The 15,500-nt window shown below is 70.0% G+C and carries 10 protein-coding genes; 6 read left to right on the top strand and 4 right to left on the bottom strand.

The window, feature by feature from the left end; translation table 11 throughout:
* Positions 1 to 182 precede the first annotated feature (182 nt).
* Positions 183 to 725: a biotin transporter BioY gene (locus AABA78_RS19865; RefSeq protein WP_338264698.1), complete on the bottom strand. Its 543-nt coding sequence runs from the start codon at positions 723 to 725 to the stop codon at positions 183 to 185.
* Positions 726 to 904: 179 nt separating this feature from the next.
* Between AABA78_RS19865 and AABA78_RS19870 the strand changes: the two genes are divergently transcribed.
* Positions 905 to 1,318 carry an MAPEG family protein gene (locus tag AABA78_RS19870; RefSeq protein WP_338264700.1) on the top strand — a complete coding sequence of 138 codons (414 nt, stop codon included), beginning with the start codon at positions 905 to 907 and terminating at the stop codon, positions 1,316 to 1,318.
* A 9-nt stretch (positions 1,319 to 1,327) separates the two neighbouring features.
* On the opposite strand, the gene AABA78_RS19875 is transcribed toward AABA78_RS19870, so the two are convergent.
* Entirely contained in the window at positions 1,328 to 2,212 is an 885-nt protein-coding gene (locus AABA78_RS19875; protein ID WP_338264702.1) for a LysR substrate-binding domain-containing protein, read from the bottom strand.
* Positions 2,213 to 2,313: 101 nt separating this feature from the next.
* Between AABA78_RS19875 and AABA78_RS19880 the strand changes: the two genes are divergently transcribed.
* The 5 genes from AABA78_RS19880 to AABA78_RS19900 all read left to right on the top strand — a co-directional run bounded on the left by AABA78_RS19880 (position 2,314) and on the right by AABA78_RS19900 (position 12,160).
* Entirely contained in the window at positions 2,314 to 3,945 is a 1,632-nt protein-coding gene (locus tag AABA78_RS19880; RefSeq protein ID WP_338264704.1) for an acetolactate synthase large subunit, read from the top strand.
* A gap of 33 nt (positions 3,946 to 3,978) precedes the next feature.
* Positions 3,979 to 5,430: an aldehyde dehydrogenase family protein gene (locus AABA78_RS19885; protein WP_338264706.1), complete on the top strand. Its 1,452-nt coding sequence runs from the start codon at positions 3,979 to 3,981 to the stop codon at positions 5,428 to 5,430.
* Between the two features lie 19 nt (positions 5,431 to 5,449).
* On the top strand, positions 5,450 to 7,105 hold the full coding sequence (locus tag AABA78_RS19890) for a hypothetical protein (RefSeq protein WP_338264708.1): 1,656 nt from the start codon (positions 5,450 to 5,452) through the stop codon (positions 7,103 to 7,105).
* 180 nt (positions 7,106 to 7,285) lie between these two features.
* The gene (locus tag AABA78_RS19895; RefSeq protein WP_338264709.1) at positions 7,286 to 11,656 is read left to right on the top strand and encodes a S8 family serine peptidase; all 4,371 of its coding nucleotides are present in this window, start codon (positions 7,286 to 7,288) and stop codon (positions 11,654 to 11,656) included.
* Between the two features lie 153 nt (positions 11,657 to 11,809).
* Positions 11,810 to 12,160, top strand: coding sequence for a J domain-containing protein (locus AABA78_RS19900; RefSeq protein WP_338264710.1), 351 nt, complete (start codon positions 11,810 to 11,812; stop codon positions 12,158 to 12,160).
* Between the two features lie 40 nt (positions 12,161 to 12,200).
* Here AABA78_RS19900 and AABA78_RS19905 read toward each other — a convergent pair whose 3' ends face one another.
* Positions 12,201 to 13,601, bottom strand: a complete 1,401-nt coding sequence (locus AABA78_RS19905) for an NHL repeat-containing protein (protein ID WP_338264712.1) — start codon at positions 13,599 to 13,601, stop codon at positions 12,201 to 12,203.
* A gap of 109 nt (positions 13,602 to 13,710) precedes the next feature.
* Entirely contained in the window at positions 13,711 to 15,291 is a 1,581-nt protein-coding gene (locus tag AABA78_RS19910) for an amidohydrolase family protein (RefSeq protein ID WP_338264713.1), read from the bottom strand.
* Between the last annotated feature and the right edge of the window lie 209 nt (positions 15,292 to 15,500).

The following is a 15,500-nucleotide window of genomic DNA, read 5'->3' on the forward strand; positions in this document are numbered from 1 at the left end:
TGAGCAACCCTTGCGCCAGGGCGCGGAGGGCACCGGATTCCCAGTCACTTCCGGCGCTTGCGCGACGGAGGGACGCGTGACGCCGCTCGTGACGGGGAGGAACGTGCCAGAACCGGCACGCGCGCGCAGGCACCCAGCGGACGCGGGTGTCATGGGGCTCGTGGCCGCAATGCCTCCACAAGTCAGTCGCGCCGCTTCAGGACGAACCTCCAGGCCAGCGGCATGACCAGGCCCGCGATGGCGGCCTTGAGCAGCCCGCCAGGAATGAAGGGAACGAAGCCCTTCTGGAAGGCCGTGGCGAAGTCGAGCTCGGCCTTCACGCGGAGCCAGGACACCCCAATGGCCAGGATGAGCAATTGGCCCGCGAGGAACAGCGGACCCGCCGTCCACCACCGCCGGTCGTAGCCATGGCGCGCCGCGAGACCCAAGAGGAATGCCGCTGGGAGGAAGGCCACCAGGAAGCCGCCGGTGGGCCCGGCGAGCGCGCCCCAGCCGCTGGCTCCCTTCGCGAAGAACGGCAGTCCCACTGCCCCCAGTAGGAGATAGGCGAACTGCCCGGCCAGACCTCGTCGGGGCCCGAGCGCGGCCGCCGTGAGGACGACCGCGAGCGTCTGTCCCGTGATGGGCACCTTCGACCCCGGCACCGGGATGGCGACCTGGGCGAGCAGCGCGGTGCAGAGCGCCGCGCCCAGGACGAGCGCGCCCTCCTGCGCGCGGGTGCGCACGAAGCCGTCAGCCAGGACGCGATGGGGGGATTCGGAGGGGAGGGGAGACACGCGCCGATGCTCGGCGAGCGCGGACGCCGGTGCAAGGTTGCTGGCGCCAGCGACGAAGCGCGAGGGGCACCCATGGGCGTCATGAAACAGCTACGGTCCCGGGCCTCTCGTGGTTGGAGGCCTCCCTTTTGACGACTCCCTTGCTCGGCACATCGCTGTTCCTGGTCCCGGTGACGTCGCTCTACGCCGCGCTCAACGCCTTCCTCACGCTGGCGCTCTCCGCCAACGTCAGCCGGGTCCGCACGAAGCACAATGTGTTCCGGGGCGACGGAGGCCATGCCGGACTCGGGGCCGCCATCCGCGCGCATGGCAACAACGTCGAGCAGGTTCCCCTGGCGCTCATCCTCCTGCTGTTGGCGGAGCTGAGCGGTGGGAACTCGACGGCGCTCCACGTCTTCGGTGGAGCGCTGCTGGTGGCGCGCCTGGCGCACGCCTTCGGGCTGCTGCGCGGAAGCCCCATCCAGGCGGCCGGCGCGGTGCTGACGCTGGCCGTGCAGCTGGGATTGGCCGGCTGGGTGCTCTGGCTGCGGCCCTGGGGCTGAAGCCGTCACCTATCCCGCGTCCTCCTTCGCCCGTGCCCGGACCTCCGCCGCGAACAGCTCCGCCGCGGGCGTGCGCGGGGCTCCCTTGCGCCAGAGGAGCGCCGCGAGCTCCGAGCGGGGCGCGGGAGACAGCCGCTTCACCACCAGCCGCTCCGCGTCCGCGAGCCGTGGCTCGGGAAGCACCGTGACGGCGAGGCCCGCGCGGACGATGGCCAGCACGGTGGCCACCGCGTTCGATTCGAGCGCGATGCGGGGCGCGAACCGCATGGCCGCGAAGTGCGCGTCCACCCGGGCGCGCACCCGCAGGCCGCGTGACAGCAGCGCGAAGGGCTCCTCCGCGAGCGCCTTCATCCCCACGGACTCCGCGCCCGCCAGCGCATGTCCCCGCGCGACGACGAGCGTGAGCCGGCTGTCGAAGACGGGCTCCGCATCCAGGTCCGCCAGGCGCGCGGGGGCATAGCCCAGTCCCACGTCCAGCCTGCCGGCCGCCAGCTGCCGCTCCAGCTTCCGGACGACGGCCTCCTGCGCGCTCAACGCCAGCCCGGGGTGCCTGCGGAGCACCGCCGCCAACGCCGGCACCACGAGGCCGCGCATGCTCGGGGGATAGCCCACGCGCAGGGCCCCCGTGGCGAGCCCCCGCAGCGCGCCCACCGCGGACAGGCCCGCGTTCACGTCCTCCAGCGCGCGCGAGGCATAGGTGCGGAACAGCTCCCCCGCCTGCGTCAGCCGCACCCCGGTCCGCGCCCTCTCGAAGAGCGGCGTGCCGACCTCTTCCTCCAGCTGGTGGATCTGGTGCGACAGCGTGGGCTGGGAGACGTGCAGCCGCCGCGCGGCGCGCCCGAAGTGCAGCGTGTCGGCGACGGCGGAGAAGTAGCGGAGGTGTCGGAGCTCCATTGCGACATCATAGACGGCATCTATCGGGTCGATGAAAACAGACGAATGTACGAATCGAGGCCCGCGGGTACATCTTCCTCGCCACGAAGGAGAGGCACCCCATGAAGGCATCGGATCTGTTCGTGAAGGCGCTCGAAGCCGAGGGCGTCCGCTGTGTCTACGGACTCCCCGGAGAGGAGAACCTGGACCTGCTCGAGTCCATGCGCGCCGCGGGCATGCGCCTGGTCGTCACGCGCCATGAGCAGGCGGCCGGGTTCATGGCCGCCACGCAAGGACGGCTCACCGGACGCGCGGGCGTGTGTCTGGCGACGCTGGGGCCGGGAGCCACCAACCTCGTCACGGCCGCCGCGTACGCGCAGCTCGGCGCCATGCCCATGGTGATGCTCACCGGGCAGAAGCCCATCAAGGCGGGCAAGCAGGGGCACTTCCAGATCGTCGACGTCGTCGGGATGATGCGGCCGCTCACCAAGTCCACCCGCACGCTCGTCTCCGCGGAGCACGTCCCCTCCGCGGTCCGCGAGGCCTTCCGCCGCGCGGAGGAGGAGCGCCCCGGCGCCACCCACCTGGAGCTGCCCGAGGACGTGGCGCGCGAGTCCACCGACGCCGTGCCCCTGTCGCCGGGCCTCCCGCGAAGGCCCGTGGCGGACGAGGGCGCCATCGCGCAGGCGGTGGAGGCGCTCGCGTCGGCGCGCCGTCCGCTGCTGATGATTGGCGCGGGGGCCAACCGCAAGCTGACGTCGGAGATGCTCCGCGCGTTCGTGGACCGCGTGGGCCTGCCCTTCTTCAGCACGCAGATGGGCAAGGGTGTGGTGGATGAGACGCACCCGCTGTGGATGGGCACCGCGGCGCTGTCCGACGGCGACTTCGTCCACCGCGCCATCGAGGCGTCGGACTGCATCCTCAACGTGGGCCATGACGTCATCGAGAAGCCCCCGTTCGTCATGCGCGACGGCCGCCGCACGGTCATCCACCTGAACTTCTCCTCCGCGGAGGTCGACCCCGTGTACTTCCCGCAGGTGCAGGTGACGGGAGACCTGGCCAACGCCGTGTGGCGCATCGCGGAGGGCGTGGGCCCGCGCTCGCACTGGGACTTCACGCCCTTCGAGCGTTCGCGCGCGGGGCTCGACGCGCAGTTCGTGAGCGGCGCCGGTGACGACCGCTTCCCCATCTACCCCGCGCGGCTCGTCGCGGAGGTGCGCCGCGCCATGCCGGACGACGGCGTCGTGTGCCTGGACAACGGCATGTACAAGCTGTGGTTCGCCCGCTACTACCGCTGCCGCCGGCCCAACACGCTCCTGCTCGACAACGCGCTCGCGACGATGGGCGCGGGCCTGCCGTCCGCCATCGCCGCGAAGCTCGTCCATCCCCGGCGCAAGGTCGTGGCCGTCTGCGGTGACGGCGGGTTCATGATGAACTCGCAGGAGCTGGAGACGGCGGTGCGGCTGAAGCTCGACCTGACCGTGGTCGTGGTGCGCGACGACGGCTACGGGATGATCCGCTGGAAGCAGGAGGAGCTGGGCCTGCCCGACTTCGGGATGACGTTGGGCAACCCGGACTTCGTCCGCTACGCGGAAGCCTACGGTGCACGCGGACACCGCCCGGCGAGCGCCACCGAGTTCGGCGCCACGCTCACCCGCTGCCTGGAGTCGGGCGGCGTGCACGTCATCGACCTGCCCATCGACTACACGGACACCGCGCAGGCGCTCGGTGCCGGCGCACTGGTGGAGTCGTGAGCCATGGACACCCACGCGAAGGAGAGGCACCCCATGCTGGCTGAGCGCTACCCGTACTATCTGGCCAACCGCCCGAGGCAGCCCAACGCGGAGCTGGCCGTCACCGACAAATATTCGGGAGAGGTCGTCACGCGCGTCGCCGTCGCCGACGCGGCCGCCGTGGAGGAGGCCATCGCCGCGGCGGTGCGCGCGGCAGAGCCCATGCGCAAGCTGGCGCCCTACGCGCGGCAGCAGGTGCTGGAGCACTGCGTGCGCCGCTTCCAGGAGCGCGCGGAGGAGTTCGCGCTCGCGCTCTGCATCGAGGCGGGCAAGCCGCTGCGCGACGCGCGGGCGGAGGTCGTCCGGCTCATCGAGACCTTCAAGGCGGCGGCGGAGGAGGCGGTGCGCGGCGGTGGCGAGGTCCTCAACCTGGAGGTGTCACAGCGCACGGCGGGCTACCGGGGCTTCACGCAGCGCGTGCCGGTGGGGCCGTGCTCGTTCATCACGCCGTTCAACTTCCCGCTCAACCTGGTGGCGCACAAGGTGGCGCCCGCCATCGCCGCGGGCTGCCCCTTCGTGCTCAAGCCGTCGGACCGCACGCCGGTGAGCGCGCTGCTCATGGCGGAGGTGCTCGCGGAGACGGCCCTGCCGGAAGGCGCCTTCTCGGTGCTGCCCACGTGCCTGGAGGACGTGGGCCCCTTCATCGAGGACGACCGGTTGAAGCTGTTGTCGTTCACCGGCTCGGAGAAGGTGGGCTGGGACCTGAAGGCCCGCGCCGGCCGCAAGAAGGTAGTGCTGGAGCTGGGCGGCAACGCCGCCTGCGTGGTGGACGCGGACCAGGCGGAGCGCCTGGACTTCGTCGCGGAGCGCATCGCCCAGGGCGCCTTCTTCCAGGCGGGGCAGAGCTGCATCTCGGTGCAGCGCGTGCTCGCGCACGAGTCGCTGTACGACGCCCTGCGGGAGCGGATTGTTGCGAGGGCGCGGGCCCTGCGCGCGGGTAATCCAAGGGACGAGTCCACCACGCTCGGACCGCTGATTGACGAGCCCGCGGCGCGGCGGCTGGAGGGATGGATTCAAGAGGCCGTGGCGCGCGGAGCCCGGGTGCTGACCGGAGGCGGGCGGCGCGGCGCGCTGCTGGAGGCCACGGTGCTGGAGGGCGTCCCCGAGGACGCGGCGCTGTGCGCGGAGGAGGCCTTCGGTCCCGTGGTGCTGCTCCAGCCGTTCCGCGACTTCGACCAGGCGCTGCGCCGGGTGAACGCCAGCCGGTACGGCCTCCAGGCGGGCCTCTTCACGCAGGACCTGTCACGCGCGATGCGGGCCTGGGACGAGCTGGAGGTGGGCGGGGTCGTCGTCGGTGATGTGCCCAGCTTCCGGGTGGACACCATGCCCTACGGCGGCGTGAAGGGCTCCGGGCTGGGCCGCGAGGGCGTAAGGTACGCCATCGAGGACATGACGGAACTCCGGTTGCTCGTGCTTCGCCAGAGTCATGCTCCCTCTTCCTCTTGAAGCCGCGAAGGAGGCCCTGATGCCCGTGAAGCCCTTGCCCCAATCCTCCAGCCTCACGAACCCGTCGGCGCCGACGGCGACCTTCCTCAAGGGCATGTCAGGGAGCGCGAAGTCCACCAAGCCGCTGACCGAAAGCTCCTACAAGATCCTCAAGGACCGGCTCGACAAACAGGCTCAGCAGATCAAGCAGAACAACCCCCTCCCGAACGGCGTGCCCAAGCTCGGGTTCCTCGTGGAGCGCGCGAGGATCCCCAGGGCCATCGGCTTGAAGATGGCGGACCTCACCGAGTCCTACAGCCAGCAGCTGTGGGCCCTTTTCGAGGCCGCGCAATCCATCGAAAAGGAAGAGGAGGAACCCTATGGCCCGGAGCTCGAGGGCGTGCTCGAGAAGAGCCGGCAGACGGCCGAGCGCTTCCAGCAGGCCATGGATGAAATCGAGCGCTGCTACGCCGTTCTCCGCGACGAAAGCCTGCAGGTCGTTCACGCCGCTGCGAACGCCATCATCGGGATGAACACCGACGTCCCCACCAAGCTCCAACTCCTGGAAGCACTCTTCAAGAAATACAACGTCGACTACCGGCGCCTGCTCGACATCAACACCGGAGCCGTCAGCAACTTCGACAGCCTCGCACCCAAGCAGGTCCTGCTCCCGCTCTTGAAGGGGAAGAATGTCTACAGGAACAAGCAGAAGACGCTCAGTCACCTGATGGACTTCACGACCCAGACGAACAACTCCAAGCAGCTCGTGACCCGGAATGTGACCGACGACGACACGACGATCCAGATGCTGTATCAGGTCCAGCCGAAGTTCGAGACCAGCGTCTTCAGCGATCACGCGGGCTTCGTCGCCAGCTTCTCCACCAAGGGCTGTCCGCCCTTGTTTGTCTATTATCATTCCCTGGAGCACGGGAATCAGCACACCACCACCCGGACTGCCTGGAATTACGGCTCCCAGCCGGGCTTTCACCTGCCCGTCTTCGGAACCGGGGGCACCAGCCCCGAAAAGTCCACCCTGGCGATCCACGACCACCGTGCGGCCTATCTGAAGAACCTGCCGGGAGAGCTCAACGCGCTGATGACGCTCGCCAGCGCGCAGCAGGGCAACGTCCTGGTGGTCGTCGGAGAATGCACGCTCGCGATCCACGAGGGCATCCTCGACCTGGTCCTCCAGGTCGCGCAGGATCCGACGGACTGGACGCAGATCCGCCGCATCTCCGAAAGCTCCGTCAACGTCCACGGCGCCAAGACGCAGGCGCTGAATTACGACCTGAAGGTCGTCAATGCGGGCAAGCCGAAGGCCGACGGGACCGACGACTCGGGCCTGGGCGTCCATGCCTTGATGGGGTACCTCTTCCTCAACACCCAGAACCCCGCCCCTGGCGTCAGCCTGGAAGCGAGCCTGCTGAGCGTGGGCAAGGACACCCGGCAGAACCTCCTCACCGTGAAGTATGGCCCTCACGGCGAGTTGCATGCCTTCACCCACCTTCTCAACAAGAAGGAGAACCTCCTGGCCAAGGAGTTGAAGGACTGTGATTACGTGAGCGTGGGTGGGGACCTGAACAACATCACCCAGGGAAAGGCACTCGTCGAAACCCGTGACCGGAATGGCACCCAGTTGAGCATGGGAAGCAACTCAGGCGCGGACGTCATGTACGACAAGATCGTCATCCTGTAGCGCGTCGGTCCATCCCCTCGGCAATCCCTGTCGCACTCCAGGGCTGTTCACCAGTCGGTCCATCCGCCCTTCCAACGAACAATGGCCGCGCTGCGTCTGTCAGCGCAAATCACGGCGTCGTCAGTGTCAACCCAATCGCTCCGGCTTGCCCAGCCCGTGGGCGCCGACTGAGGACCCGCCATGAAAGCCTTCATTCGACACCCCAAGGGCTGGGGTGCGCTCGCGCTCGCCCTGGTCGTGCTCGCCTCGGTGCCGCTCCTCGCCGCAGCCCCTTCGTCCCAGGTGCCGCCAGCGGGGGCGTCTGCCCATGAGCCTCCTTCGGGCCAGCGCAACGCCGTCTGGCTGGTGCTCCGGCAGAAGGCGGACCTGAGCGCGGCCCCTGGAATCAAGGACTGGGCCGCCCGGGGCCGCTTCGTCACCCATCAATTGCAGACAGTGGCCCAGGACAGTCAGACGAACCTGCGCAACGAGCTGACCCGCCGCGGATTGAAGTACCAGTCCGCCTGGATCATCAATGCCATCCGGGTGGACGCGGACGCCACCACCACCAAGGCGCTGTCCCAGCACCCCGACGTCGAGCGGGTGGTGCGGGACGTGCGGTTCCAGATTCCCAAGCCCCTCCCCGGCCCCACGGTCCACCCCACCGCGATCGAGTGGAACATCGCCCGGGTCAGGGCCCCGGAGGTCTGGGCGTCCCTGGGCACCCGCGGCGAGGGCATCACCGTGGGCAGCATCGACACCGGCGCCCAGTTCGACCATCCCGCGCTGGCCCGCCAGTACCGGGGGCGCCTGCCGGACGGCACCGTGGACCACAACTACAACTGGTTCGACCCGTCCCAGGTGTGCGGCAGCCCGTCGCTGACACCCTGTGACAACGTGGGGCACGGCACGCACACGATGGGCACCATGGTGGGCGACGACGGCGATCCGGGAGAGAACCAGATTGGCGTGGCACCGGGTGTGCGGTGGATGACCGCCAAGGGGTGCGAGGATTTGAGCTGCTCCACGTCCGCCTTGCTGGCTGCCGCGCAGTGGATGCTGGCTCCCACGGACCTGACGGGCAACAACCCGCGCCCGGAGCTGCGGCCCCAGATCATCAACAACTCCTGGGGGGACGGGCCCACGGATCCGGTCTTCCAGCCCATCGTGCAGACCTGGATCGCCGCCGGCATCTTTCCGGTCTTCTCCAATGGCAATGAGGGCGAGCTGGGGTGCGGCACCTCCGGCATCCCCGGCGCCTATCCGGAGTCCTACAGCGTGGGCGCGTTCGACATCAATGACGCCATCGCGCCGTTCTCCGGCCGGGGTCCCTCGGCGTTTGGCGGCATCACCAAGCCGGACGTCGCGGCGCCGGGCGTGAACGTGCGCAGCAGCGTCCCAGGTGGGGGCTACGAGGCCTGGAGCGGCACCTCCATGGCCGCTCCCCACGTCGCGGCCACGGTCGCACTGATGTGGTCGGCGGCCCCCTCGCTGATGGGGGACGTGGCCGCCACGCGCGCGCTGCTGGACGCGACGGCGGTGGACCGGGAAGACCTCAGCTGCGGGGGCGCGCCCGGCGACAACAACGTCTGGGGCGAAGGGACCCTGGATGCCTTCCGCGCCGTCGAGCTCTCTCCGCGCGGACCGACGGGGCTGCTCACGGGCGTTGCCACGGCCCCGGAGACGGGCGCCGCGCTCCCAGGGGTCCGCATCGACGTGACGGGGCCCAGCGAGAGGACGACGGTGACGGACGACGTGGGGCGCTACTCCCTCGTGCTTCCCGTGGGCACCTACACGGTGTCCGCCACCCTGTTCGGCCGCGCGCCGGTCACCGTGACCGGGGTCGTGGTGAGCGAGGGGGGCACCGTCACCCAGGACTTCTCCCTGGCCCAGGTGCCCTCGCACGCCGTCGCGGGCCGCGTCACGGACCCGTCGGGCACGCCGGTGCCCGGCGCCACGGTCACCGTGCTGGGCACGCCGCTGCCGCCCGCCATCACCGGTCCGGACGGGCGCTACCGGTTCGAACAGGTGCCGGAGGGCACGTATGACGTCCAGGTGGAGGCGGGCGGGTGCTTCGAGCCGCTGACGCGCACGCTGACCGTGGACGGCGACGAGACGCTGGACTTCGCGCTGAGCGGCCGGTCGGACGCGTTCGGCTACTTCTGCCGCGTCCAGAGCCCCAGCTACGTCGACGCCACCACGGTCGTCCCGCTGTCGGGGGACGACGCATCCATCGAACTGCCGCTGCCCTTCCCGTTCACCTTCTACGGGCAGACGTACGACAAGGTCTTCGTTTCGACCAATGGCACGCTGAACTTCCTCGAGCACAACGCGTACTTCAGCAACACCCCGATACCGGACGTCGCGGTCCCCAACGCGGCCATCTACGCGCTCTGGGACGACCTCTACGTGGACGCGGCGGCCAGCGTCCGGATCCTCGAACGGGGCGTGGCGCCCGCCCGCGAGTTCGTCATCGAGTGGCGCAACGTCGCCTTCCTCACGGACCAGAGCCAGCGCGTGAGCTTCGAGGTCGTGCTCTCCGAGAACGGGGCGGTGCTCATGCAGTACCGCGACATCGACGCCAACAGCGCGCTGGAGCAGGGCGGCTCGGCGACGGTGGGCATCGAGAACGAGTCCGGCACCACCGCGCTCATGACGTCGTTCAACATGCCCTCATTGAGCTCGGACCGGGCCATCCGCTTCGACCTGCCGCCCAGCGGCTTCGTGCAGGGCGTGGTGACGGATGCGAATGACGGGCTGCCTGTCGCGGACGCCACCGTGCGCGCCCTGCGGGGGAACAGCGTGTTCCGGAGCGTCACGACGAACGCGCAGGGCCGCTACCGCATGCAGCTACCGCTGGGGACGTACGGGCTCGCGGTGTCCGCGGTCAATTATGAGACGCAGTCCGGCGGCGTCAGGCTGTTGGTGGATGACGAGGTCGTGAACCGCGACTGGGCGCTGCGCACCGCCCGCGCCGCGGTCTCGCCCCAGGTGCTGGAGCTCATCGTCCCGCCGGGGCAGCGCCGGGTCCGCACGCTGACGCTGAGCAACACCGGCTCGGCGCCGCTGCGGTGGGAGATGGCCGAGGCGGGTGGCGAGCAGATGCGGCCCACGCCGCTGCACACGCGGGTCCGCGACGCGAAGGCTGAACCGAACGGCCGCACCGCGCGGCGGCAGTTGGGCCTTACGGCCACGCCCGGCTGGTCCGCGAGCCTGGCCGGGGACGTGCTGAAGAGCTGGCCCGCCACCGGGCTCGACGTGCCCTGGGGCGTGGGCTACACGCAGAACGTCTGGGTTTCGGATGCGGCCCAGCGCTTCAACCACGAGTTCACCGTGGCGGGCGCGGCCACGGGGCTGACCTGGGCGACGCCCTGGTCGGGCGAGTGGCCCGCGGACATGGCCTACGACGCCACGCGTGGATGGATGTGCCAGCTGGCCGTGGGCGGGGACAATGGCATCCACTGCTGGGACCCGCTCACGGGCGTGGAGATGGACTCCATCACCGGCGCGTTCCCGTGGACGGGCATCTCCCAGCGGGGCCTGGCCTACCGCCCGGATGACGACACCTTCTACGTGGGTGGCTGGAACGAAGGCATCATCTACCACGTCCAGGGCCTCTCCCATCCGGACCGGGGCGCGGTCATCGGGCAGTGCAGCCCCCCGGACAGCGCCATCTCCGGCCTGGCCTGGAACGGCTCGTTCGGAGTGCTCTGGGCGGCGACGAACAGCCCCACGGACACGCTCTACGAGCTCAACCCCGCCACCTGCACCGTGCTGAACACGCTGGCGCACCCGACCCCGGGCTTCAACGGTGGAGGCCTGGAGATGGATGAGCACGGCAACCTGTGGATGGTGGCCCAGGGCACCCGGCAGGTGTACCTGCTGGAGAGCGGCGTGCCGGCGTTCACGGACGTGCCCTGGCTGTCGGAGCGGCCCCAGCGAGGCACCCTGGCCCCCGGCCAGCATCAGGACGTCGCGGTCACGGTCGATACGACCGGGTTGGCGCCGGGCATCTACCAGGCCACGCTGTTCGTCCGGACCAACAGCGGGCGGCAGCCGCTGCTGCAGGTCCGGGTCAGCCTCCTCGTCCCGGCCTACCAGCAGGCGGTGAACGCGGGCGGCGCCCCGTATGTCGACCGGCTCGGGGACAGGTGGGCCGCGGACCAGCGCTACCGCCAGAATGGTTGGGGCTACCTGGATCCTTCGGAGCGGGTCGCGACGAACCGCCCCATCGCTGGAACGGTGGAGGATCCGCTCTACCAGCGTGGACGGCGGGGCTTCGTCGAGTACCGCTTCGACAACCTGCCCGCGGGCGTGTACCAGCTGGAGCTGCGCTTCGCGGAGATCCAGGACCAGCCGCGCCTGCGACGCGTCTACGACGTGGTGGCGGAGACCCAGCTGGTGCTGCCGGCGCATGACATCGCCAACGAGGTGGGGCAGCTGACGGCGGATGATCACAGCTTCTTCCTCACCGTCACCGACGGCCAGCTCAACCTGCGGCTGGTTCCGCGTGAGGGCTTCGGAGTGCCGCTCATCAATGCCATCCGGGTGACGCAGCGCCCGGATCGCTAAGCACCTGTTGAAAGGATGCGCGCGGGCCTGGGCGGGCCCGCGCGCACGCGGTCTCCAGGCTCGCATCGACGCGCCGGACGTGAGGGACCGGACGGATGATTGAGCCTCGCGGCCCGTTTGCCGTGCGCGCGCACCGTCTCCAGGTTCCGGTCCATGGTGGACCTGTATGCGGTGCTTGGCGTGGAGACGACCGCAGAGGCACGCGACATCCGGCGCGCCTACCTGCGACGGGTGCGGCAGTACCACCCGGACCTGGACCCCCGGCCTGAATCCACGGAGCACTTCCTGCGCATCCAGGCCGCGTACGAGGAACTGGGTGACGCGGCGAAGCGCCAGCGCTACGACGCCAATCACCGTGACGATGCCCGGGGCGCTCCCTTCACGCCTCCGCCCCGGGCTCCCGCGGCGGGCCCCTTCCACACGGCGACGCCCCCAGCCCCGGAGCCAAGGTCGACGCTGAACATCCCCAGGGGGCGCATGAGCGTGAAGGTGCGGATGCATTGAGGCAGACGGGCGCGCCTGCGGGGTGGGCGCGTTGGGCTGCCTACAGCCCGGTGCTCTTCAACAGCACCCGGGCTTCATCGGGGAAGAACCCGGCCGAGTAGATGTTCGCGTCCGTCACGAAGGCCTTGTCGCCCAGGATGGCCAGCTTCGGTCCGGTGGTGGAGCGGATGAACAGCGGCACCGGCACCTGCGTCTCGGGCCAGCGCACCATGCCGTCCGTGCCGAAGGACGTGTCCAGGTCGCCGTTGGCCTGGAGCCGGAAGAGCACGGGCTTCGCGTACACGTCCGCGTAGACGAGGACCTTCCCGTCGGCCTGGACGCGCAGGCCGCTGACGTCCACCACGCCGAGCACGCCCGCGGGCGCGGTGAACTCCCGCACTCCCCCGGGGCCGAAGGTGACGTCCGGCTTGCCGTCCGCCGTGTACGCCACGAGCTTGAGCACGCCGTGCTTCGTGCCGCCCACCTGCACGTCCTGCCGCTCGCCCGCGAGCAGGAAGCCGCCATTGGGCCGGGCCACCAGGGCGTGGGCCTGCCCGCCTTCGCTCTTCGCGAGACCGGAGGTGCCGAACGTCAGGTCCTGGCTGCCGCTGGACGTGATGCGCACGGCCGCGAAGTCGTCACCCCCACCCAGGACGACGTTGGAGCCCTGGAGCACCATGCCCTGCACGGACTCGGCGTTCGTGTACGCGCCGCCAATCCAGCTGCCGGATGGACTGCCCGCGGACTTGAACGTCGTGTCCAGCGAACCGTCCGCGTTGTAGCGGATCAGCGCGAAGTCCTCGTCGAGCCCGTCGGACTTGGTCAGGAAGCCGCCGACGTAGAAGCGGCCGTCGTTCAGAGGCAGGAGGCTGCGGATCGTGCCAACGAAGTTGACGGCGTTCTCCTCGCCGAAGTGCAGGCGTGACTTGCCCGTCTTGTTGAAGCCCGTGTCCAGCTGGCCATTGGCCTTGAGCTTCACCACCGCGAAGTCGCGTGAATCCGAAGCGCTGCCGCCCCGCGCGAAGCCCGCGACCAGGAGGCTGCCATCCGCGAGCACCGCCACCGTGTCCGCGCGGTCATCCTGCTCCCGCTGGCCGGAGATGGGGCCCTTGGCGGGACCCTCGAAGTCGAGCACCACGGAACCCTGCGTGCCGAACGTCGTGTCCACCTCACCGGCTGCGGTGTAGCGCCGCACGAGCAGGTCCACGCCCGTGGTGGCCAGGTTCGCCTCGGTGGAGCCCACCACGACCAGGCCACCGTTGGACACCGCGAGCGCCCGGCCTTCCTCGGCGGGGAGCTTCGTGCCGGCATCGGATTGCGTGCCCGCGTCCGTCTGCGTCCCCCCATCCGGGGATGGGTTGCCATCCGAGGGCCCGTCGTCGCCCCCGCAGGCCCCACCGCCTACGAGCAGGGCACCCGCCAGCAGTGCCGCCCACCCAGCCTTCCGCGCGCTGTGATTCATTCGAGATGTCCCTTCCGGCCTGTCCGGTGCCGCCGCCGCACCGGGGTTACGCCGTCAGGGGCATTTATTTCCTGGCCGGGAAGGGAGGGGGCTCCGCTCCGGGCGTCCTTCACGCATAGTCCTGCCGCAGTTGTTGTTTGAGTGTGTCATCCAGGTTGTTCTGTGCGGCCAGCAGCTCCCAGTAGTCCGGCCCGCCCACGGTGGGGGCGTCGAGCGTGATGCGTCCGGCGACGCGGTGGACGTCGGTGACGAACGCGGAGGACTCGGGCCCGGTGGCGAAGACGTCCTGCGGCTCATTGTCGAGCACGAGCGTGAAGGGCGCGGGGCCCACGCCTTCGCGCTCCGCGAGCTCCATCCGCCGCTGGAAGTCCGGCAGGTCCGCCATGGCCTCTTCGAGGAGGGCGCGCGCCGCTTCGAAGCCCAGGTCGTTGAGGGGGGAGTCCTCCGCCCACAGGTAGAAGGCCTTCTCGGCGCCGTCGACGGTCCAGGTCTCGGAGGGATGGGTCGGGTCGAAGGCGAGCGGCTCCATCAGCGCGCGGTCTCCGAAGCGGGCAACGCCATCCACGGTGACGAGGCGCACCTGCTTCTCCGTGGCGGAGATCAACGTGTCGTAGGGGTCGCCGCCGGTGCCCGCGATGACCAGCAGGTCCGCGAGGGCGTTGGCGCGCAGGGTGCCCACCTGGGTCTGCCAGCCCGCGACCCGGGCGGCGTCCGCCGTCACCGAGCGCACCAGGGCCCGTGAGGACAGGGACGCGCCCTGTCGCGCCGCTTCGTGGCGGGCGACCTTCAGCTCCTGGAGGAGGTTCTTGCTGCCGGTGGGGGACCAATCACAGCCGAGCGAGAACGTCACGCCCGCGCCGAGCAGGTCCGACACCTGCAAGGTCTGCCCATACAGCAAGAGGTTGCTGAAGGGGGACCACACGACCTTGGCGCCACTGCCGGCCATCCGGTCCAGCTCCGGGCGCTGCAATCCCAGACTGTGGATTCCAACCAGTGACGGCTGGATGAGGTCATGGCCCGCCAGGTCCAGGTAGCGGCGGTGGGCGTAGTCATCGACGCCTTCGCCCAGGTGGTAGAAGTACGCGGCGTGGGAGTCCAGCGCGTCGCGGAAAGACTCGATGTCCTCGGCGTCGTCATGCAGGTCCATCACGCGGGTGCTGCCCGCGGGCAGGTGGTCGTCGCGGGGCTCCTCGATGTTGCGCATGGCGCCCCGGAAGAGGGCCTCTCCGCCGGACACCCGGGTCCGGATCCCCTGGCCGGTGGTGGTCCCAGCCAGCAGCGCCTTGGCTTCGATGTAGCGGACGATGGCGCGGGCCGAAGGCGCCTGCCCGCCGAGCACGCGGACCGGCAGGGAGATGAGCGGGGCGTAGTCCGCGTGGCGCGGCCACTGCGTGCGATTGAGGTATCGCTTCGGCACCCGCCACAGCGTCAGCACGTCGTAGACGAAGTGGTTGTGCAGGTCGATGAGCCCCGGGTACAGCGTCCCCTGGGTGTCGATGAGGGGCGCGTCCCGGAAGGCCTCGGGGAGGGGGCCGCCCGACGGCTCGACCGCGACGATGCGGCTGCCGCGCACGAGGACGCGCCCCTGCTCCAGCACTTCGTCCTGGGAGTTGAGGGTGACCACCCGGCCTTGCAGCACGTAGCGGGGGACCGCGTCGGCGGGCTTGGGGATGGATGCTCCGGTGCTCATGGCGCGCCTCCCGTGGCGACAGGCCTCCCGGAGTCCATTCAAGGCTTCAGCGCACCGTAACGCGGCTTGCCTGCCCGGGGTGGCCCCGCGCGATGCCGGGAGGAGGCACCCGCGAGCCCTGGGCCTTGAAGATAGGAACGGAGCGGGGCGGGTGAGGGGAGGGATGGGCCGAGGGCGTCACCCCGTGCCCGCTTCGATATTCAAGCATC

Source organism: Corallococcus caeni (assembly GCF_036245865.1).
In the GTDB taxonomy this organism is placed as follows: Bacteria; Myxococcota; Myxococcia; order Myxococcales; family Myxococcaceae; genus Corallococcus; species Corallococcus caeni.

Excerpts from the sequence above, each read along its gene's own strand:
- AABA78_RS19875 (WP_338264702.1), bottom strand. The coding sequence starts at position 2,212 with ATGGAGCTCCGACACCTCCGCTACTTCTCCGCCGTCGCCGACACGCTG.
- AABA78_RS19900 (WP_338264710.1), top strand. The coding sequence starts at position 11,810 with ATGGTGGACCTGTATGCGGTGCTTGGCGTGGAGACGACCGCAGAGGCA.
- AABA78_RS19895 (WP_338264709.1), top strand. The coding sequence starts at position 7,286 with ATGAAAGCCTTCATTCGACACCCCAAGGGCTGGGGTGCGCTCGCGCTC.
- AABA78_RS19890 (WP_338264708.1), top strand. The coding sequence starts at position 5,450 with ATGCCCGTGAAGCCCTTGCCCCAATCCTCCAGCCTCACGAACCCGTCG.
- AABA78_RS19880 (WP_338264704.1), top strand. The coding sequence starts at position 2,314 with ATGAAGGCATCGGATCTGTTCGTGAAGGCGCTCGAAGCCGAGGGCGTC.
- AABA78_RS19905 (WP_338264712.1), bottom strand. The coding sequence starts at position 13,601 with ATGAATCACAGCGCGCGGAAGGCTGGGTGGGCGGCACTGCTGGCGGGT.
- AABA78_RS19910 (WP_338264713.1), bottom strand. The coding sequence starts at position 15,291 with ATGAGCACCGGAGCATCCATCCCCAAGCCCGCCGACGCGGTCCCCCGC.
- AABA78_RS19885 (WP_338264706.1), top strand. The coding sequence starts at position 3,979 with ATGCTGGCTGAGCGCTACCCGTACTATCTGGCCAACCGCCCGAGGCAG.